The sequence below is a fragment of the Pseudomonas viciae genome (assembly GCF_004786035.1).
In the GTDB taxonomy this organism is placed as follows: Bacteria; Pseudomonadota; Gammaproteobacteria; order Pseudomonadales; family Pseudomonadaceae; genus Aquipseudomonas; species Aquipseudomonas viciae.
Window position 1 is genome coordinate 2,528,406 of the sequence record NZ_CP035088.1, and the last position, 19,306, is coordinate 2,547,711.

Genomic DNA, 19,306 nt, shown 5'->3' on the forward strand with positions numbered 1-19,306 from the left:
TTCATCCTCAATCAATTCGAAGCCGACGCTCGGCAAAACCGTACAGCGGACGCCATAGCAACCGGTTGAAACCCACCACGAAAATCGACATGACCGACACGCCCAGCGCCACCCGCTGCAGATCCCCCGCCGCGGTGGCCTGGGCGATATAGGACCCCAACCCGCAGGCGTAGAGATGCTCGTTGCCCCAGGAAACTGCCTCGGCGACGATGCTGGCGTTCCACGAGCCACCCGCTGCGGTGAGGGCGCCAGTGATGTAGTAGGGGAAAATTCCGGGCAGGGCGAATTGGCGCCACCACTGCCAGCCGCGCACGTGGAAGCTGCGCGCCGCCTCGCGCAAATCGGTGGGCAACGCGCTGGCCCCGGCAATCACATTGAAGAGGATGTACCACTGGGTACCGAGGATCATCAGCGGCGACAGCCAGATATCCGGGTTGAGTTTCAGGGCGACGATGGCGATCACCGCAAACGGAAACAGAACGTTGGCCGGGAACGCCGCCAGCAATTGCGCGACGGGCTGTAAGCGCTCGGCCCAACGTGGATTCAAGCCGATCCAGACGCCGATGGGCACCCAAAGCACGCTGGCCAGGGCGATCAACACAGTCACGCGCAACAGGGTGGCCAGGCCAAGGCCGAAGGTGTTGATCACATCCTCCAAACCCAGGGTGCTGCCAATGAAGCGCGACAATTGCAGGATACCGATCATGCAGGCCGCGATGACCAGGGCGGTCCAGATCAAGTCAGATGCACGGCTGAAGCGGGCACTGCTCTTGAACCCGATCCGAGGCAGCCGGGGAAGCTTGTCCAGGAACAACGAAGCCTTGATACCTGCCAGTGTTTGCAGCACCCAGGGCACAAGACGCGTCGAGCGCAACAGGTCGTAAACCCTGGACCGTGGGCGTTTTTGAGAGGCGGTCTGTTCGAAGCGGAATTTGTCCGCCCAGGCGACGATCGGCCGGAAAAACAACAGGTCATACGCAATGATCACCCCGACCATGGCCAGCACTGCCCAGGCAATCGCGGCAATATTTTGCTGCTCGATCGCCAAGGCCAGCCACGAGCCGATGCCTGGCAAGCTGACGGTTGTGTCGCCCACGGTGATGGCCTCGGAGGCAACCACAAAAAACCAGCCGCCCGACATGGACATCATCATGTTCCACACCAGGCCCGGGGTTGCGAAAGGCAGCTCCAGCTTGACGAACCGTTGCCATGGCGAAAACGAGAATTGTCGGCTGACTTCATAAAGGTCGTGAGGCACGGTTCTCAGTGATTGATAGAAGCTGAAGGTCATGTTCCAGACCTGGCTGGTGAAAATGGCGAAGATTGCCGCGCATTCCACGCCGGTTTCCTTGCCGGGGAAAAGTCCCATGAAGAACACGACGGTAAAGGTGAGAAATCCAAGTACCGGCACGGATTGGAGAATATCCAAGGTGGGCAGGATAACGATTGCCGCCTTGCGACTCTTTGCGGCCAACGTGGCAACGACTACAGAAAAGATAAATGAAGCAAACAAGGCGATGAACATTCGCAGTGTGGTGCGCAGCGTATATTCCGGCAGTTGGGCCAGATCAAGGGATAGCGGCGAAGCGTCAAGGGCGCCGAGGGGTTGGTTCATTTGCTCGAGGCCATAGAATATGAAGCCTGCCAAGAGCACCAGAATGGCAAGTAGCGCGATATCTGTCCACCAGGAACTGTGAGTGAGTTGTTCCGTGTCGCTAAAGGAAGTAAATGCAGGTACTGGAGATGAAGGGCGCATTTATCACCTCTTTACGCTATTGAAACCAGGGCAGTAGGAACATGAAGTTAACGAGCACTCAACTTGGCGTGTTAAATGCCCGGCAAGATTAAGCTTCGCCTTCGCGGATCGCCACGCTGACTTGGGACAGGAAAATATACTTTGGTATAGGTGAGGGGCAGGTCGCTTTGGTTAAAGGAACTCGTTGTATGGCTGGATCCTTTCGATGGCGCACAAAAGAGCCGCGTGCTGAGGGCTACGCGCTTCGTCTGATCCGTATTTTCCTGTTACACCTGCCGCTGTAATGAACCCCATCCCCACCCCAGAATAGCCACGCGGTTTGCTTATCAGACCGCCCGTGTACTGCAATTTTTTGCTTCAGGAGTGCTCATGGCGAAGATGGCGATTTTTTTGGGTGGTTTTTTGGCGCTGACTCTTTTGATTGGCGTGCTGGCGACGATTTCGCCTGTATAGGCGCAAATGGCTGAAGCATCTGTGGCGAGAGGATTTATCTTCGCCACATATCCACTGTGGGAGGTGCTCGGTCCTGACTACTTATGCAAAATCACCTGCGCAATCTCCTGCAATCCCATCACCCGTTGCGCGGCGTTGAGTTTGATCGCTTCCTTGGGCATGCCGAAGACCACGCAGCTGGCTTCGTCCTGGGCCACGGTGGTGCTGCCGGCGTCGAGCATTTCCTTCAGGCCACGGGCGCCGTCGTCGCCCATGCCGGTCATGATGATGCCGGTGGCGTTGCGGCCGGCGAATTTGGCCACTGAGCGGAACAGCACGTCCACCGAAGGGCGGTGGCGGTTGACCAAGGGGCCGTCCACCACTTGCACGTGATAGAACGCGCCGCTGCGGGTCACCATCATGTGTTTGCCGCCGGGCGCGATCAGCGCCAGGCCGGGGTGGATGCGGTCGTTGTTGCGCGCTTCACGTACTTCGATCTGGCACAGGCTGTTGAGCCGGGCGGCGAACGAGGCGGTGAATTTTTCCGGCATGTGCTGGACGATGACGATGCCCGGGCACACGCGCGGCAGGGCGGTCAGCACCGCTTCCAGGGCCTGGGTGCCGCCAGTGGAGGTGCCCAGGGCGACGATGCGTTCGGTGGTCTGCGCCATGGCGTGGCCATTGGCGGCGGGCAGCATGGCGTCAGCGGTGAGTTTGATCGCGGGTGTCAACGGGGCCGGGCGCTTGCCCAGGTTGCGCACGTTGACCTGGGCCGCAGCCCGGATCGCCGCCACCAGTTCCGGGGCCGATTCCAGCAGGAAACTCTTCAAGCCGCTGGTGGGCTTGGTAATGATCTCCACCGCGCCGGCAGCCATCGCCTGCAAGGTGGTCTCCGCGCCTTTGGGCGTCAGCGACGAGCAGATCACCACCGGCGTGGGGCGCTCGCTCATGATTTTTTTCAGAAAGGTGATGCCATCCATGCGCGGCATTTCCACGTCCAGTACGATCACGTCTGGCCATTCCTTGGCCAGTTTGTCCATGGCGAAAATTGGATCGGACGCCGCGCCCATGACATGGATGTCCGGCGTGTCGCTGAGGATTGCCAGTAACACCTGGCGAACCACGGCCGAGTCATCCACCAGCAGTACATTTATCTTTTTTGACATGGTTAATGCCGGGTCCTTATCGGTTGGTGCCTGACCCATACATCGCCGCTGCAAAGGTCAAAGATGATGTTTCGGTGACCGGTGCTGCCCATGTCCTGGGCAATCAGGTCGAGGCGGTAGAGGGCAGCGATTTCCAGGGCCGCATTGACGTTCAGTCGCGCCACGTCGCCGTAGGGCACGTGGCGTTGCAGTTCGGGGAACATTTCGCCGCCGCCGAACAGCTTGAGTTGGTAGTCTTCGGGCTCAGTGTGATGGGCCCTTGCCTGGCGGACGAACAGCTCGATGGCTTCGTCGGCGTACATGCCATTGAGCGCCGTGGAGCAGCGCACCCGACTGGGCAACATGAAGTGGCACATGCCGCCGATCCGGCGCTCGGGGTGCCACAGCGTGATCGCCACGCAAGAACCGAGGATGGTGCGCAGCCGGGTTGGGCAGGTGGCGAAGCGAAACTCCCCCGGCGCCAGGTACATCTCGACCACTTCCCTCATCGCGGCGCTCATGGCTTGCGATAAATCGAGGGCGACACCAGTTTCAACGCATCGGACACGCCGTTGAGGCTTTCCGAATGGCTCACGATGAAATACCCGCCGGGCTTGAGCCGGGGGACCAATCGGGCGACCACTTTGCTTTTGGTGGGTTGGTCGAAATAGATCATAACGTTGCGCAGGAAAATCACATCGAATTCCCCCAGGTCCGGCAAGGTGTCGTTGAGGTTGACCTGGATGAAATTGACCCGGCTGCGCAACGCCCGGTCGATGAGGAACGTGCCTTGCTGGCTGCCGGTGCCCTTGAGGCAGTATTTCACCAGCAGCGGATGGGGCAGGTTGCTGGCGCGTTCCATCGGATAATGCCCGGCGCGCGCCTTGGCCAGCACCTGGGTGCTGATGTCCGAACCGATGACTTCCCAGGGCGTGGTGCCCAGCCCTTCGGCCAGGGTCATGGCCAGGCTGTAGGGTTCTTCGCCCGACGAACTGGCCGCGCTCCACAGGCGAAAGGTCTTGCCCGGCGTTGCGTGGGGCAGCACATGCTGACGCAGGAAGTCGAAATGCTTGGGCTCGCGGAAAAAGTAGGTCTCGTTGGTGGTGAGCAGGTCCAGCGCCACCTGCAATTCATCGGTGCGCTGACCGCTCATGATCAGCTTGAAATACTCGCCGTAGTTCTCCAGTTCATAGTGCTTGAGCCGCTTGAACAAACGCCCGGCCACCAGGGCTTTCTTGGCCGAGGACAAGTTAATGCCCGCGGCCTGGTATAGCCAGGATTGAAACTGGCTGAACTCCCGATCACTGAGCGCCAGCGAACTCACCGTGCGTTCCTTGCAGCTCTCGGCGTTCATGGTGCGTCAACTTCCAGCGCAGGGCTGGTCTGGGCGAGTTGAGACATTTCGTCGATGGACAGCACACGGCCCACCTCCAGCACGATCACGAACTTACCGTCGACCTTGGCCATGCCGCTGATAAAGTCAGCGCGGATCTTCGCCCCGAAACTCGGTGGCGGTTCGATCTGCGACGCCGGAATCTCCAGCACCGCCGACACCGTGTCCACCAGCAGGCCGATGTCCTGAGCGTGTCCGTCCTCGGTGTTGGCCTCGATGATCACCACGCACGAACGCCGGGTGATCGCCGAATTCTGCCGGCCGAAACGCGCCGACAAATCCACCACCGGCACCACCGCGCCGCGCAGGTTAATCACCCCGCGCACGAAGGTCGGCATCATCGGCACCACGGTGAGGTTGCCGTACTCGATGATTTCCTTGATGCACAGAATGCCGATGGCAAACATCTCCGTGCCGAGCATAAACGTCAGGTATTGCGCTTCTTCCTCAACCGCAATGGCGGCGTGACGTGTGGTCGCGATGGCGCCCATGCCGTTATCTCCTTTTAGCGAGCCTGTGGGAACGAACCGTCAGAACCGGGTGAATTCGGATTCGTCCGGAGCGTTGGCCATGCTGTAGGCAAACGCCTTGGGCAATGCGGGCACGGGGGCTCGGACCGATTTGCGGCTGGACGAGCCGGGCGTGTTGTCCACCTTCAGGGGCTGGCTGGCCGATTTGGGCGGCGTGTCCAGGGTGAAGAAGCTCATGGCCTGTTGCAGCTGTTCGGCCTGGCTGCTCATCTCTTCGGCGGTGGCGGCCAGCTCTTCGCTGCTGGAGGCGTTCTGCTGGGTCACCTGGTTGAGCTGGGTCATGGCGGTGTTGATCTGCGCCACGCCGGCGGCCTGTTCTTCGGAAGCGGCGCTGATTTCCTGTACCAGGTCCGAGGTCTTGTTGATGGACGGCACCATCTCATTGAGCAAGTGCCCGGCCTTCTCGGCCATGTCGACGCTGCTGGAGGACAGCTCGCCGATTTCCTGGGCCGCCACCTGGCTGCGTTCCGCCAGTTTGCGCACTTCGGCGGCAACGACGGCGAAGCCTTTGCCGTGCTCCCCGGCGCGGGCCGCTTCGATAGCTGCGTTGAGTGCCAGCAGGTTGGTCTGGTAGGCAATGTCGTCGATGATGCTGATGCGCTGGGCGATTTTCTTCATCGCCACCACGGTTTGCTGCACCGATTCGCCGCCGTCGGTGGCTTCCTTGGCGGCCTTGCTGGCCATGCCGTCGGTGACCTTGGCGTTCTCGGTGTTCTGGTTGATGCTGGCGCTCATCTGTTCGATGGAGGCGCTGGTTTCCTCGACACTGGCCGCCTGTTCGCTGGTGGCCTGGCTCATCGATTGTGCGGTGGCACTGACTTGTTCCGAAGCACTGGCCAGATTGTCCGCCGCGTTGCGCACTTCACCGATGATATGCGACAGCTTGCCCACCATATTCTGCATGGCGTTGAGCACCATGCCGGTTTCGTCCTTGGAGCCGCCCTCGATTTTCGCGTTCAGGTTGCCTTCGGCCAATTGTTCGGCCACGGCTGCGGCCTGTTTCAGCGGACGGGAGATGATTCGCGAAATGAACAGCGCCAGGGCCAACCCCACCAGCAAGGCGGCAATCAGCACGACGATGATCGACAGACGCGCATTTTCGAACAGCGTCGTGCCGTGCTCGGCGGCCACGCTGGCCCCCGCATCGTTGAATTCGACCAGTTTTTGTAGATCGGTGGTCACCAGGTCGAAATGACGCTTGGACTCGCCCTTGAGCAGCGCATGGGCCTCGTCGGTGAGGTTTTGCCGGGACAGTGCGAACAGATCCTTGCTCACCGCCAAATAGGCCGCCCAATCATTACGAGCGGTCTCAAACAGTTGGCGGTCTTCGGCGCTGGAAAGCAGTTTTTCATAGGTCGCGAGACGGGTTTCGAAGCCTTTCTTGGCATCTTCCGCTTCTTGCTCGATGGCGACGCGTTCCTGTTCGGAATCGGCGGTAATGTGGCGGTTTTCCTTGAGGCGGTAGTTCGCCCCATAGAAACGCATCCCCGAGGCCGCACGCATGGAGGGCATCCAGTTTTCACGGATTTCCAAGGTGGTGCCGTTCACCTGGCCCAGTTGGATGATCGAGAACACACCCATGACGGCGGTCAGGGCCAGCACCACAACAAATGATGTGATCAGTTTGGTGGCGATTCTAAGATCGTAGAACCATTTCATTGGGAAGTACCTCTCCATGGAGTTGCTAAAGCGTCAGCGAGCAGTGGCTTGTTGTAATGGGGTTGCGGTGTAGCGGGTTTCGATTTGTGCGATCTGGGTGAGCAGCGCGGGAACGTCGAGAATCAACGCCACGGCGCCGCTGCCCAGGATGGTCGAGCCGCTGATGCCGCGCAGGGCGCCGAACAGTTTGCCCAGGGGTTTGATGACGGTCTGGAATTCACCCAGCAAGTCATCCACCACCAGCCCTGCCTTGAGTTCGGCGTAGCGCACCACCACCACGTTCTGCCGGCGCGAGGCCGGGCCTTCGTGGCTGAAGTGATCACGCAGGTACACCAGGGGCAGCACTTCGCCGCGCAGGTCCAGGTAACCTTGTTCGCGGCTGGCGGTCCCAGCGTCTTCGCTCAGTTCGATGCATTCCTGGACCATGTCCAGGGGAATGACGTAGGTGGACTGGCCGATGCCCACCAGAAAACCATTGATGATCGCCAGGGTCAGCGGCAGGCGGATGCGCACCACGGTGCCCTTGCCCGGCTGGCTGTCCAGGTCGACGGTGCCGCGCAGCAGGGTAATGTTGCGCTTGACCACGTCCATGCCGACGCCACGCCCTGAAAGGCTGGTGACGGCCTGGGCGGTGGAAAAGCCGGGTTCGAAGATCAGGTTGTAGATTTCCTGGTCGGTCGGGCTCGCCCCGGCGGGCACCAGGCCACGTTCCTGGGCTTTTTCCAGGATCCGGTCGCGGTTCAGGCCGGCGCCATCGTCAGCGATTTCCAGCACAATGCTGCCTGAGTCGTGGTAGGCGTTGAGGTGCAGATGCCCCTTGACCGGCTTGCCGGCCGCCAGCCGTGCCTCGGCGGTTTCGATGCCGTGGTCCATGGCGTTGCGCAGCAGGTGCATGAGCGGATCGCCGATTTTCTCCACCACGGTCTTGTCCAGTTCGGTTTCCGCGCCGCTGATGATCAGGTCGATGTCCTTGCCCAGTTCCTGGCTGACGTCGCGCACCACCCGGCGGAACCGGTTGAAGGTTTCGCCGATGGGGATCATGCGCAGGCGCAGGGCGCCATCAAGGATTTCTTCCACCAGTGCCGACACCGTCGAAGTGGACTCCTGCAACGGATCGTTGTTGCAGGTGCGCGCCAGCAGGCTGGCACCGGCACTGGCGATGACCAGTTCCCCCACCAGGTTGATCAACTCGTCGAGCTTGTCAGCGTTGACCCGCACATAAGTGCCGTCCTTGGCTTTGTTGTCGCTTGTCACCGGTTGTTTGTCGACGGCTACCTGGGTGGACAGGCGCGGTGTCTTGCGCTGGTCCGGCAGCAACTCGCCCGTGGTGACCAGTGCTGTGCCGGCGTCGGGCTGCTCTTGTCCGGTGGTCACCAGACCGGTGTTCACCTGCGGCGCGAGGTCCTCCACGGCAACGATCTCGATCTGGCAGTCTTCACGCACGAAATCGAAGACTTCGTTAATTGCCCCGTGGCCGGCGGCCGAGCGAAACTCGATGTCGAAGCCCAGGTAGCAGGATTCGGCATCCCAGCATTCGGCCGAGGGCAACGTGTCGGTCAACGTATCGATGTGAGCGATTTCACCGAGGGTTTGCAGGTAGCGCAGGAACGACAGCGGGTCCATGCCGTTGCGGAATACGTCCGGGCCGAAGCGCAGGGAAATGTGCCAGAGGCGCGTTTCGCCAGGCTCGGCGGTTTTGGCTTCAGCCTCCGGTGTCGGGTCGGCGGCAGGCGAGGGCGCCTGGTATTCCTGCAGGATCTGGCACAGCTGCATTTCCCGTTCGAGGGCTGGTGGGGTCAGTGTCCCGCCCTGGTTGGCCACCACGTTGATCAATTCCAGCATGTGATCGCTGGACTTGAGCAACACGGCGATCAGGCCCGTGTCCACCTCGACGCTGCCGTCGCGCAGGCGATCGAGCACGTCTTCGACGATGTGAGTGAAGCTGACGATCGGTTCCAGGCCGAACAGCCCGGCCGAGCCCTTGATGGTGTGTGCGGCCCGGAAAATCGCGCCAACGGCGTCATCGTCGCCGGGGTCGGTTTCCAGTTGCAGCAGCGATTCTTCCATCGACTGCAACAACTCCCGTGCCTCGACGATGAACGTTTGTTGTGCCTGATCGAGATTGATGCTCACGCTCATATCCTTTGTCGTGTCGGGGCGGTGGTGCAGGTCGCTAGGCCTTCAGGTTGCACAGCTCCAGCGTTTCGGTAACGGCCTTGCTACGACCGGTCAATGTCAGTTGGGTACCGGCTTTCGGTGCCTCGCGCAGCGCCATCAACAGCAGTTGCAGGCCGGCGCCATCCATTTCGGTAATCTGCGACAGGTCCAGAGCCATGTGCGGCGTTTCTCCCAAGCGCGGCAGCCACTGCGCGGCCAGGTCGGCGGCGGTGTAGATCGTCAGCTCGCCGTCGATGTGAACCTGCGCGGTGTCATCGTGGGTTTCGTACAACAAGGGCATTGCAGCCTCCGGCCATCAAGGAAGAATCAACTTGGAAACCGCCGCCAGCATCTGCGCCGGCTGGAACGGCTTGACCACCCAGGCCTTGGCACCCGCCGCCTGGCCCTCTTGTTTCTTCGATTCCTGGGATTCGGTGGTGAGCATGATGATCGGCGTGAACTTGTAGCTGGCCAGTTTCTTGACCTCCTTGACGAAGGTGATGCCGTCCATGTTCGGCATGTTCACGTCGCTGATGATCAGGTGCACTTTCTGGCCATTGAGCTTGCCCAGTGCATCCTTGCCATCGCTGGCCTCGATCACGTCGTAGCCGGCACTTTTCAACGCGATGCCGACGACCTGCCGAACGCTCGCGGAGTCGTCGACAACCAATACACTCTTAGCCATGAAGGCTCTCCTAAAAGAAGGTTATTTCCTGTGAAACCTGTTGCGCGCCCGAGTCGCCGCGATGGTTGCGGCGTTGCTCGTCGGTGGCATAAGTGGTTTCCATGCGTGCCAGCCATTGGCGGGCATCGATGGTAACGGCCTGGTCCGGCGACTGACTGGCCTGCTGCATGTGCACATGCAGGTCCTCGATGTTGTCGCGTACGTGGCTGAGGATCTGGCTGACCCGATCCTGGAATTGCAGGCTGACCAGCACTTCGGTGAGTTCGTCACGAATGCCGAAACTCTCCTGTTGGAGCATGTCAGCCGATTCGGCCAGCCGCCCGGTGACGCTCTTGAACCGTTCCAGCACGTGCTGGATGCTGTCTTCGGAGCTGGTCACCGAGTGGCTGTCCTGGTCGGCGCCGCTGGAGGCGGCCTGGACCAGTTGGGTAATGGCGTTATTGATGATGTCGACCTTGGCCGACATCTGCTGGCCGGTCTCGCTGGACTTGCTCGACAGGCTGCGCACGGCGTCCGCCACCACCGCAAAACCGCGTCCGGCTTCACCCGCACGGGCGGCTTCGATGGCGGCGTTGAGTGCCAGCAGATTGGTCTGGGCAGCAATCGCCGCGACATCGGCGGCCATGGTCCGCAGCTCGCCGGTGTAGGCCGTGAGGTTGCGCACCTGGGCCAGGGTTTCATCACGGCTGGCCTGGGTGGCCTTCAAGGAGTCGATCACCTGGACCAGTTCGCCTTCGCTCTGGGCCAGCACCTGCACGGCGCCGCCGCTGCTTTTGCCGGCCAGTTCACCGGCGGCCAGTTGCGAGGCTTGCACGGTTTCCTCCAGGCGCGAAGAAATGCCGGTGAAGCGGCTGGTGAGGGAGACAATCGCGGTTTCGGTCTGCTGCCGGGAGCTTTCCACCTGCTTGGCCCAGATCGGCATGGCCCCAAGGATGACTTCGTTGAGTTGCGCTTGGGTTTTATGGGAAAGACGTTCAGAGGCCTGCTCGTGCTGGGCAATGGCCGCTGCAACGGCGCTGTCGAGCTGACGACGCTGCGCACGTGCGCTCCACACGCCAGCACCAACGCCCAAGGCCAGGACCGTGACACTCAAACCGATGTTTTGCACACTGGGACCGTTGAGTGCCAGCACGCCGACGCTGGCGGCGATACCTGCGAGCACTGCGCTCCAAAGGATGCGTGGCTGGGGTTGGGAAGGGGAATGACCGGGTGAATACGACGTCATGGTTCGGTCCTTGAACAAATGTAGCTAACTGGTTATTTGCGAATAACTGGTTATCTGCGTCCTTTGCTCGGACTTGAAGACCAGTCGTCCGATATCACATAGCTATAGACATTCACCTACACAGCGTCTGGCACTGTGCTATCTCAGATTAGACGCAGTCTGCAAAATGTCGAGGGCACCCGACGAAGGTATGAGCCGCACTGAGTGCCCTATGTTGGACTAGGAATGGGATAACCCGGTGGCGAGGATATCTGTGGGAGCAAGGCTTGCCCGCGATGAAGATGACGCTGTCGATCTGGAACCGAGTCGCCTGCTTCGCGGGCAAGCCTTGCTCCCACAGATAAATCCCCTCGCCACAGGTATGGATTGCGCTAAATTACCGGCACCTGAATTGTCGAACCTGCCATTACGAGCCCTCATGCCCACCCAGCCTCTCTGGAAAACCTATCTTCTGTTCCTGATCCCCATGGTCCTGTCCAATTTCCTGCAGTCCATGTCCGGCACACTCAACAGCATCTACATCGGCCAGATGCTCGGCACCCAGGCATTGGCGGCGGTGTCGGGCATGTTTCCCATCGTGTTTTTCTTCATTGCCCTGGTCATCGGCCTGGGGGCGGGGGCAGGGGTATTGATCGGGCAAGCCTACGGCGCCGGGCAAACCGGTACGGTGAAAGCCATCGCCGGCTCGACATTGTTGTTGGGGGCGATTATCGGGCTGGTGGCGGCGGTGCTCGGTAGTGTCTTTGCGCGCCAGGCGTTGCAGGGGCTCGGCACACCGGCCGATGTGCTGGAGGACGCCGTTTCCTATGCGCGGGTCATGATGTGGATCCTGCCGATGTTGCTGGTATTCGTGCTGTTCACTCAACTGTTACGCGGGGTGAGCGATACGGTGTCACCGATGTTGGCGTTGCTGGTGTCCACCAGCGTCGGGCTGCTGCTCACGCCGGCGTTGATTCGCGGCTGGCTGGGGCTGCCACAGATGGGCATCCAGAGCGCGGCATTGGCGGGGTTGGTGGGGACGACGTCGGCGATGCTGATGCTGGCGTGGCGCCTGAACCGTCGCGAGCATGCCCTGGCGCCGGACCGCGCGTTGTTTGCGGCGATGCGCCTGGACATGGACATCCTCGGCAAAGTGCTGCGCATCGGCCTGCCCACGGGGCTGCAAATGGTGGTGATCTCGTTGTCGGAGCTGGTGATCCTGGCGCTGGTCAACGGCCACGGTTCCCAGGCCACGGCGGCCTACGGCGCGGTGACGCAGATCGTCAATTACGTGCAGTTCCCGGCGCTATCAATCGCCATCACCGCTTCGATCCTCGGCGCCCAGGCCATCGGTGCCGGACGCCTGGAACGCCTGGGACCGATCCTGCGCACGGGGCTGTTGATCAACCTCTGGCTCACCGGTGGGCTGGTGGTGTTGGGGTATCTGTTGTCCCACTGGCTGCTGGGCCTGTTCATCACCGATCCGGCGGCGCGGGTGCAGGCCGAGCACCTGCTGCACATCATGCTCTGGAGCCTGCTGGTGTTCGGCTTCCAGGCGATTGTCGGCGGCATCATGCGCGCCAGCGGCACGGTGCTGATGCCGGTGGCGATCTCGATTTTCTGTATCGTCGGCGTGCAGGTGCCCGCGGCGTATCTGCTGGACGCCCACTTCGGCTTGCAAGGGGTGTGGATGGCCTTTCCCGTGGCTTACCTGAGCATGCTGTTGTTGCAGACGCTGTATTACAAACGGGTCTGGCAGCATCAGCCGATTGAGCGGTTGGTGTAATCGGCCCACCGCTGAACCCTGTGGGAGCGAGCTTGCTCGCGATAGCGGTGGATCAGCTTGCATCAATGCTGGATGTTCCGACGCCTTCGCGAGCAAGCCCGCTCCCACAAGGGGGGCAGCGCTTGGCGATGTTACAGTGACCCCCATCCACCCTTCATCACCGAGGCCTCGATGCCAGCCAACCATTCCTACCGCGCCTTCCTCTTCGACATGGACGGCACACTGCTCAACTCCATTGCCGCCGCCGAGCGCATCTGGACACGCTGGGCCATGCGTCATGGCGTGGATGTGGCGACGTTCCTGCCGACGATTCATGGCGTGCGCGCCATCGACACCATTGCCCGTCAGCATCTGCCGGGGGTGGATGCCCAGGCTGAGTCCGAGCAGATTACCCGGGAGGAAATCGAAGACGTCGAAGGGGTGGTGCAGGTGCCCGGTGCGCTGGCGTTTCTGAAAAGCCTGCCGCCCACGCAATGGGCAATTGTCACCTCGGCGCCGATGGCATTGGCGTTGCGGCGCATGGAAGCGGCGGGGATACCGCGCCCCGGGGTGATGGTCACCGCCGAGGACGTAAGCGACGGCAAGCCCAACCCAGCCTGCTATCGCTTGGCCGCCGAGCGTTTGCAAGTGACACCCCAGGAGTGCCTGGTCTTCGAAGACGCCGACGCGGGAATCAAGGCCGGCGAAGCGGCGGGAGCGGATGTAAGGGTGGTGACGGCGACCCATATGCACCCGGTGGACACCCACCATCCGCTGATCAAGGATTACCGTGGGCTTGCTGTTGAGGTGAATGAAGCCGGCCTGATGCGGATTCTGTAACCACAAAAATCCCCTGTGGGAGCGGGCTTGCTCGCGATAGCGGTGGGTCAGCTTGCATTCATGTTGAATGTGCCAATGCCATCGCGGGCAAGCCTTGCTCCCACAGGGGGGAGTGGCGGTTTTGAAGGTCAGGTCACCACGCGATAGCACGGTACATACGCCGCGCCGCCCGGCAGTTTCATGCGGTGTTGGGCGACGAAGGCCTGGAGCAGGCGGTCGAGGGGTTCCATGATGGCGGCGTCGCCGTGGATTTCGTACGGGCCGCGCTCCTCGATCAGGCGGATGCCCTTGTCCTTGACGTTACCCGCCACGATCCCGGAGAACGCCCGGCGCAGGTTGGCGGCCAGTTCGTGGGCGGGCAGGTCGCGGCGCAGGCCCAGGCTGGCCATGTTCGCGTGGGTCGGGTCGAACGGACGCTGGAAGCCTTCGTCGATTTTCAGCAACCAGTTGAAGTGGAAGGCGTCGTTACGCTCACGGCGGAACTGCTTGACCTCCTTGAGCCCCTGGGTCATTTGCCGCGCCACTTCGGCCGGGTCATCGATGATGATCTGGTAGTGCTTCTGCGCTTCCTCGCCCAGGGTCGCACCGACGAACGCGTGCAACTGATCGAGGTACGGCGCAGCGCTTTTCGGCCCGGTAAGCACCACCGGGAAGGGCAGGTCCTGGTTGGCTGGGTGCATCAGGATGCCCAGCAGGTAGAGGAACTCCTCCGCGGTACCGGCACCGCCCGGGAAGATGATGATGCCGTGGCCGACGCGTACGAAGGCTTCCAGGCGTTTCTCGATGTCCGGCAGGATCACCAGCTCATTGACGATCGGGTTCGGCGCTTCGGCGGCGATGATGCCCGGCTCCGTCAGGCCCAGGTAACGGCCGCCATGGATCCGCTGCTTGGCGTGGGCAATGGTGGCGCCTTTCATCGGGCCTTTCATCACGCCCGGGCCGCAACCGGTGCAGATGTCCAGGCTGCGCAGGCCCAGTTCGTGGCCGACTTTCTTGGTGTATTTGTATTCTTCGGTGTTGATCGAGTGACCGCCCCAGCACACGACGATCTTCGGCTCCACGCCAGGGCGCAAGGTGCGGGCGTTGCGCAGCAGGTGGAACACGTAGTCGCTGATACCCTGGGACGAGCTCAGGTCAATGCGCTGGCTGTCCAGCTCGTTCTCGGTGTAGACGATGTCGCGCAGGGCGCTGAACAGCATCTCGCGGGTGCTGGCGATCATTTCGCCGTCGACAAAAGCATCGGCCGGCGCGTTCAGCAGCTCCAGGCGTACGCCGCGGTCCTGCTGGTGAATGCGGATCTCGAAGTCCTTGTAGGCTTCCAGGATGGTCTTGGCGTTATCAACATGGGCGCCGGTATTGAGGATGGCCAGGGCGCACTGGCGGAAGAGGGTATAGATACTGCCGGAACCGGCTTCGCTCAGTTGCTGGACTTCGCGCTGGGACAGGGTCTCCAGGCTGCCCTTGGGGCTTACCGAGGCGTTGATTACATGTCTTTGATTCATTCAGCTTTCCTTGAAAACGATGCCGCACACACTAAGGCGACATCTTGAAAAAAACGTCCACGCAGAAAGATCGCACGATCCTTGCGGTATCGCCATGGACTTTGATCCGGATCCTTCGGTTCGGTTGCAGCACAAAATGAGCCCCAGCATAGCTAAATCGGCCGGGCAGGCGATAATGCGTGACTCTTTTTATGCCGTACAAGGAAATTGCACCGCGATGTTCGAGATCAAACCGTGGGATGCCGGCACCTACCGACAGCAGACCCGCCGCAGCACCCTCATCGTCGCCGTGACGTTCCTGGCCCTGGCGATGCTGCTGTCGAGTCTGGCGGTGATGTTGTTCGGCACGCCGGGAGGCGATAACTTTCGCTTCAATCTCGGCGGGGTGATTGTCGCGGTGCTGGCGATGGTTGCGCTGATGCGTTTGTACTTCTGGTCGCAGCCATGGATGGCCGCAGCGGTGTACGGCTGGCAGCTCAAGCGCAGCCTGATGAAAATCACCAACGTGATGCACCAGGTGACAGCCGGCGTGCAGGCCCAGGACCCCACCGCGATGAGGCTGCTGCGCTTCTATCACCTGGGGCTGGCCCAGATGCATCAACTGGACGCCAACTCCAGCGCCCAGGGCTCACTGACCCGCGAGGCCGACGAACACTTGGCGAAGATGCAGGCACTGAACCTGGACACAGAGCAGTCGCGCCTGGATCCGGCCTGGATCGAAACGGTGAAACAGGCCTATATCGAGCGCTGATTGAGCGGCCCAACACTCGCAGTTAATTGACGGTGCTGAACGACTGCGAGCCGCCGGACACCTGCATTACCGCTAGGGTCTTGCCCAGGGGAACAAAGGTTGAAGAAGCAAATGTGGGGCGCAGCAGCGCTACGCCCCAACGGCCTGGAGGGTTACGATTTTCTGCCGCCGCCTTGGTTGCGGTCGTTACCTTTGTTACCGGCTCCAGTGCCTTTTTGCCGGTCGTTGGCAACATTGCCGCCTGACGCTTGTCCGCCTTTCTTGCCGGCTTCAGATGCTTTGTCGCGATCATTTGCGAAGTTGCCTGGGTTTTTGTTTCCGCTACTGGCCATTTCGAGAATCCTCTTCTTGGTTGAGCGAGCAACGAGCCTCGCATTATTTGGGAAAGAAAATAGCCGCTGGAAGTTTAATAAAAACGGCTTGCTCGCGACGAATGGTCAGCGGCCCGCGGTCTTCACTTCTAATCCTCGCCGCCGCTGACTTTCCAATGCGTGGCATCCGCCGGAAAAACCACCTGCTCGACCCGGTGCGCGATGCCGAAGGCCAGGGAGTTTTCCGCCGGAATGACCCGTTCCTCGGCGCACAGGCATTTGAAGATATCCAGCTGGGTCGCGGCGCCGGCGGTTTCCTTGACGTAGATTTCCACGTACCGCGCCACGTCGTTATCCAGGCTGGACAGGTATTCGCGCAAGCGGGAGTGGTCTACCGATTTCTGGCCGAAATACCAGTTCATCGGGTGGATCAGAAACCGCGAGTGGGGCGTGGTGGTGCGGTCGCTGGCGGCCAGGTACATGACGATGCCCATCGATTCGATATTTCCGGCATTCACGGCGCGCACGGGCACGGGAAGGGACTTGATGAAGGTGTAGAGGGTGAAACCGAAGTTGGTACTGCCGCCCACTGTCGAGAGGTTGAGCATCAGCGAGTCGGCGCCTTTCTCGATGGCTTCCAGGCAATTGTCGCGGAAGCGTTCCGTGGTGCCCTGGTCGATCTGGCAGTGAAAATGGACAATGTGTTCGGACATCTGAAACTCCTGTCGACTTCATCCGTTGACGTGTCTGCGCTCGGGGGGCCGTACAGCTGGGAGTCCAGCGCTCTGCGGATGTTCCTCCTGCGTGGTTCGCTGTTCGTGAACCCGTCAAGCCGATTGCTTCTGCTCGCAGGCCTCGGCGGCTTGGGTCATGCGCTGCAAAAACATCGTCAGCCCGGCTTCTTCCGCGCTGAGGCCTTTGCGTACCCGGGGTTTAGGCAATTCCCTCAGGGTCCCGAGCAGGAAACCCTCGACCACCGCAGGATGAATGTAGCACTTGCGACAGACGCTCGGCGTGTTGCCCAGTTGCCTGGACACCTGCCTGACCATCTCGGTGACGTGTTTCTTCGCCTCGGTCTCGGTTTCCCAGCGCAGCGCCCGCAACCCGGCCAGCGCCGCTGCGCTGCCGGCCCATGTGCGGTAATCCTTGGCCGTGAAATCAGCGCCAGTGAGGGTCTTGAGGTAGGCGTTGATGTCCGATGAACTGATGGAGTGGCGCTCACCATCCTCGTCCAGGTACTGGAACAGATTCTGCCCGGGTATCTCCTGGCAACGTTTGATGACTCGCGCCAAGCGTCGGTCTTTTACGGTGATCTGGTGTTCGACGCCGCTCTTGCCACGGAACTGGAAGGCGATGGCACTGCCGTTGACCTCGACATGCCGGGTGCGCAAGGTGGTCAGGCCGTAGGAGCGATTGTCCCGGGCGTACTGGGTATTGCCGACCCGGATCAGGGTCTTGTCCAGCAAGGTAATGACCGTGGCCATGACCTTGTCGCGGCTGAAGCCAGGTGTGGCGAGGATTTCTTCCAGGCGTTTGCGCAAGCGGGGCAGGGTGTGTCCGAATTCGAGCATGCGCGAATACTTGTCCGCGTCGCGCACCTCACGCCAGCGCGCATGGTAACGGTATTGCTTGCGCCCTCGGGCATCGCGACCGGTGGCCTGGAGATGGCCGCGCGGGTCGGTGCAGATCCACACCTCGGTGTAGGCCGGCGGCACCGCCAGGGCGTTGATGCGCTGGATTTCGGCGGCGTCGGTAATGCGCTGGCCCTGCGGGTCGAAATAACAGAACTTGCCCCGCAGTTTTTTACGGGTGATGCCGGGGGCGGTGTCGTCGACGTAATGCAAATCGGCCGGCAGTGCATCCGGCGGCAGGGTGTCGGGCATGAAAAAGTCCTTGGCGGCGAATCCGATGGCCTATGGATTCATTGACCGCAGCCCGTTGCGGTCGTGCCAAGTTTCTGAGGTCTCAGGTAGACCACCGAACCTGTGGGAGCGGGCTTGCTCGCGAAGGCGTCGGCACATCCAACATTGACGGTGCCTGACCCACCGCTTTCGCGAGCAAGCCCGCTCCCACAAGGGATTTGTGTGCGGCTGCCCTACGCCAACACCGCCACCGCCTTGATCTGCGCCCACAACAACTGCCCCGGATGCAGTTTCAACTGGTCGCGGGAATAGCGGGTGATACGCGCCAACAGCGGTGTTCCGGCCGCGTCCAGGCGGATCAGGACATGGGCAGCATTGTCGGCGGCCAGTTCGCTGACCACCGTCACCGGCAGGCGGTTGAGAATGCTGGTCTGGGCATCGTTCGCCAGGCTGAGGCTGACGTCCCGGGCCTGGACTTTGAAGCGCAATGGCTGCCCGAGGGCGAGTGCCGTATGGGCCACGCGCATGTTCAACTGGCTGCCGGGTAGTGTCAGGGTCAGCAGTTGATAGGTGGGGTCATAGTCACTGACTTTGCCCTGGACCACCACCCCTGCGTCATCTCCCAGGGCCAGTGGCAGATCGAGTCGGGCCAGGGTCTCGCCAATCGGCCCGCTGGCCAGTGCGCGACCGCCGTCCAGCAAGACGATATGGTCGGCCAGGCGCGCCACCTCGTCCTGGGAATGACTGACATACAGCACCGGGATGTCCAGTTCATCATGGAGGCGTTGCAGGTACGGCAGGATTTCGTTTTTGCGCCGGCTATCGAGGGCCGCCAGCGGCTCGTCCATCAGCAACAGTCGCGGGCTGGTCAGCAAGGCCCGGGCGATGCCCACCCGTTGGCGTTCGCCGCCGGACAGGTGGTCTGGCTGTCGATCGAGCAAGTGACCGATGCCCAGCAGTTCGGTCGCCTGGGTCATGTCCACACGCCGTTGCGCCGGTGCAATGCGCTTGAGGCCGAACGCCAGGTTGCCCCGCACTGACAGGTGGGCGAACAGGCTCGCCTCCTGGAACACATACCCGACCGGCCGCTTATGGGGCGGTAGGAACACGCCGCCCTCAGTGTCCTGCCACACGTGGCCATTGACCTCGATAAAACCACGGGTCGGCCGTGCAAGCCCGGCGATGCAGCGCAGGCAGGTGGTCTTGCCGGAACCGGACGGGCCATAGAGCGCGGTCACACCCCGGCCCGGCAGTTGCACATCCAGGTCCAGGGAAAAATCCCCGTGGTCGAGTTGTAAACGTGCCTGGATCATC

The 19,306-nt window shown here is 61.3% G+C and carries 17 protein-coding genes and 1 pseudogene; 3 read left to right on the top strand and 15 right to left on the bottom strand.

Annotated elements, in window-relative coordinates; all coding sequences use genetic code 11:
* Positions 1-7: 7 nt before the first annotated feature.
* From EPZ47_RS11635 to EPZ47_RS11680, 10 genes and pseudogenes are all read right to left on the bottom strand, one after another.
* Positions 8-1,756: an ABC transporter permease gene (locus EPZ47_RS11635; protein ID WP_135844894.1), complete on the bottom strand. Its 1,749-nt coding sequence runs from the start codon at positions 1,754-1,756 to the stop codon at positions 8-10.
* A 530-nt stretch (positions 1,757-2,286) separates the two neighbouring features.
* On the bottom strand, positions 2,287-3,354 hold the full coding sequence (locus tag EPZ47_RS11640) for a protein-glutamate methylesterase/protein-glutamine glutaminase (protein ID WP_135844895.1): 1,068 nt from the start codon (positions 3,352-3,354) through the stop codon (positions 2,287-2,289).
* Between the two features lie 2 nt (positions 3,355-3,356).
* A complete protein-coding gene (gene cheD, locus EPZ47_RS11645) occupies positions 3,357-3,854 on the bottom strand; it encodes a chemoreceptor glutamine deamidase CheD (protein ID WP_135844896.1) in 498 nt (165 codons plus the stop codon).
* Positions 3,851-4,687 (bottom strand): CheR family methyltransferase, encoded by an 837-nt coding sequence (locus EPZ47_RS11650; protein ID WP_135844897.1) that lies wholly within the window; start codon positions 4,685-4,687, stop codon positions 3,851-3,853. Before EPZ47_RS11650 ends, cheD begins: the two co-directional genes overlap by 4 nt.
* Positions 4,684-5,217, bottom strand: coding sequence for a chemotaxis protein CheW (locus EPZ47_RS11655; RefSeq protein WP_135844898.1), 534 nt, complete (start codon positions 5,215-5,217; stop codon positions 4,684-4,686). Before EPZ47_RS11655 ends, EPZ47_RS11650 begins: the two co-directional genes overlap by 4 nt.
* A 39-nt stretch (positions 5,218-5,256) precedes the next feature.
* On the bottom strand, positions 5,257-6,915 hold the full coding sequence (locus EPZ47_RS11660) for a methyl-accepting chemotaxis protein (protein ID WP_135844899.1): 1,659 nt from the start codon (positions 6,913-6,915) through the stop codon (positions 5,257-5,259).
* 33 nt (positions 6,916-6,948) lie between these two features.
* Positions 6,949-9,048: a chemotaxis protein CheA gene (locus EPZ47_RS11665; protein WP_135844900.1), complete on the bottom strand. Its 2,100-nt coding sequence runs from the start codon at positions 9,046-9,048 to the stop codon at positions 6,949-6,951.
* A gap of 40 nt (positions 9,049-9,088) precedes the next feature.
* Positions 9,089-9,373: an STAS domain-containing protein gene (locus EPZ47_RS11670; RefSeq protein WP_135844901.1), complete on the bottom strand. Its 285-nt coding sequence runs from the start codon at positions 9,371-9,373 to the stop codon at positions 9,089-9,091.
* 15 nt (positions 9,374-9,388) lie between these two features.
* Entirely contained in the window at positions 9,389-9,757 is a 369-nt protein-coding gene (locus EPZ47_RS11675) for a response regulator (protein ID WP_003203044.1), read from the bottom strand.
* A gap of 10 nt (positions 9,758-9,767) precedes the next feature.
* A pseudogene (locus tag EPZ47_RS11680) lies at positions 9,768-10,712 on the bottom strand (methyl-accepting chemotaxis protein); the annotation flags it as partial.
* A gap of 688 nt (positions 10,713-11,400) precedes the next feature.
* Between EPZ47_RS11680 and EPZ47_RS11685 the strand changes: the two are divergent.
* Positions 11,401-12,747, top strand: coding sequence for an MATE family efflux transporter (locus EPZ47_RS11685; RefSeq protein WP_135844903.1), 1,347 nt, complete (start codon positions 11,401-11,403; stop codon positions 12,745-12,747).
* Between the two features lie 171 nt (positions 12,748-12,918).
* Positions 12,919-13,566 carry an HAD family hydrolase gene (locus EPZ47_RS11690; protein ID WP_135844904.1) on the top strand — a complete coding sequence of 216 codons (648 nt, stop codon included), beginning with the start codon at positions 12,919-12,921 and terminating at the stop codon, positions 13,564-13,566.
* 128 nt (positions 13,567-13,694) lie between these two features.
* On the opposite strand, the gene ppnN is transcribed toward EPZ47_RS11690, so the two are convergent.
* Positions 13,695-15,068: a nucleotide 5'-monophosphate nucleosidase PpnN gene (gene ppnN, locus EPZ47_RS11695; protein ID WP_135844905.1), complete on the bottom strand. Its 1,374-nt coding sequence runs from the start codon at positions 15,066-15,068 to the stop codon at positions 13,695-13,697.
* 217 nt (positions 15,069-15,285) lie between these two features.
* On the opposite strand from ppnN, the gene EPZ47_RS11700 reads away from it, so the two are divergent.
* Positions 15,286-15,819, top strand: coding sequence for a DUF3087 family protein (locus tag EPZ47_RS11700; RefSeq protein WP_135844906.1), 534 nt, complete (start codon positions 15,286-15,288; stop codon positions 15,817-15,819).
* 152 nt (positions 15,820-15,971) lie between these two features.
* Here EPZ47_RS11700 and EPZ47_RS11710 read toward each other — a convergent pair whose 3' ends face one another.
* The 4 genes from EPZ47_RS11710 to modC all read right to left on the bottom strand — a co-directional run bounded on the left by EPZ47_RS11710 (position 15,972) and on the right by modC (position 19,305).
* On the bottom strand, positions 15,972-16,151 hold the full coding sequence (locus EPZ47_RS11710; RefSeq protein ID WP_135844908.1) for a con-10 family general stress protein: 180 nt from the start codon (positions 16,149-16,151) through the stop codon (positions 15,972-15,974).
* 128 nt (positions 16,152-16,279) lie between these two features.
* Positions 16,280-16,843, bottom strand: coding sequence for an ATP-dependent Clp protease proteolytic subunit (locus EPZ47_RS11715; RefSeq protein WP_135844909.1), 564 nt, complete (start codon positions 16,841-16,843; stop codon positions 16,280-16,282).
* Between the two features lie 114 nt (positions 16,844-16,957).
* Complete coding sequence (locus EPZ47_RS11720) at positions 16,958-18,013, bottom strand: DNA topoisomerase IB (RefSeq protein WP_135844910.1); 1,056 nt, start codon at positions 18,011-18,013, stop codon at positions 16,958-16,960.
* Between the two features lie 212 nt (positions 18,014-18,225).
* Positions 18,226-19,305, bottom strand: a complete 1,080-nt coding sequence (gene modC / locus EPZ47_RS11730) for a molybdenum ABC transporter ATP-binding protein (protein WP_135844911.1) — start codon at positions 19,303-19,305, stop codon at positions 18,226-18,228.
* Between the last annotated feature and the right edge of the window lies 1 nt (position 19,306).

Coding starts and splice junctions, on each gene's coding strand:
- EPZ47_RS11640 (WP_135844895.1), bottom strand. CDS start 3,354: ATGTCAAAAAAGATAAATGTACTGCTGGTGGATGACTCGGCCGTGGTT.
- EPZ47_RS11650 (WP_135844897.1), bottom strand. CDS start 4,687: ATGAACGCCGAGAGCTGCAAGGAACGCACGGTGAGTTCGCTGGCGCTC.
- cheD (WP_135844896.1), bottom strand. CDS start 3,854: ATGAGCGCCGCGATGAGGGAAGTGGTCGAGATGTACCTGGCGCCGGGG.
- EPZ47_RS11675 (WP_003203044.1), bottom strand. CDS start 9,757: ATGGCTAAGAGTGTATTGGTTGTCGACGACTCCGCGAGCGTTCGGCAG.
- modC (WP_135844911.1), bottom strand. CDS start 19,305: ATGATCCAGGCACGTTTACAACTCGACCACGGGGATTTTTCCCTGGAC.
- EPZ47_RS11670 (WP_135844901.1), bottom strand. CDS start 9,373: ATGCCCTTGTTGTACGAAACCCACGATGACACCGCGCAGGTTCACATC.
- ppnN (WP_135844905.1), bottom strand. CDS start 15,068: ATGAATCAAAGACATGTAATCAACGCCTCGGTAAGCCCCAAGGGCAGC.
- EPZ47_RS11720 (WP_135844910.1), bottom strand. CDS start 18,013: ATGCCCGACACCCTGCCGCCGGATGCACTGCCGGCCGATTTGCATTAC.
- EPZ47_RS11655 (WP_135844898.1), bottom strand. CDS start 5,217: ATGGGCGCCATCGCGACCACACGTCACGCCGCCATTGCGGTTGAGGAA.
- EPZ47_RS11690 (WP_135844904.1), top strand. CDS start 12,919: ATGCCAGCCAACCATTCCTACCGCGCCTTCCTCTTCGACATGGACGGC.
- EPZ47_RS11685 (WP_135844903.1), top strand. CDS start 11,401: ATGCCCACCCAGCCTCTCTGGAAAACCTATCTTCTGTTCCTGATCCCC.
- EPZ47_RS11710 (WP_135844908.1), bottom strand. CDS start 16,151: ATGGCCAGTAGCGGAAACAAAAACCCAGGCAACTTCGCAAATGATCGC.
- EPZ47_RS11700 (WP_135844906.1), top strand. CDS start 15,286: ATGTTCGAGATCAAACCGTGGGATGCCGGCACCTACCGACAGCAGACC.
- EPZ47_RS11635 (WP_135844894.1), bottom strand. CDS start 1,756: ATGCGCCCTTCATCTCCAGTACCTGCATTTACTTCCTTTAGCGACACG.
- EPZ47_RS11715 (WP_135844909.1), bottom strand. CDS start 16,843: ATGTCCGAACACATTGTCCATTTTCACTGCCAGATCGACCAGGGCACC.
- EPZ47_RS11660 (WP_135844899.1), bottom strand. CDS start 6,915: ATGAAATGGTTCTACGATCTTAGAATCGCCACCAAACTGATCACATCA.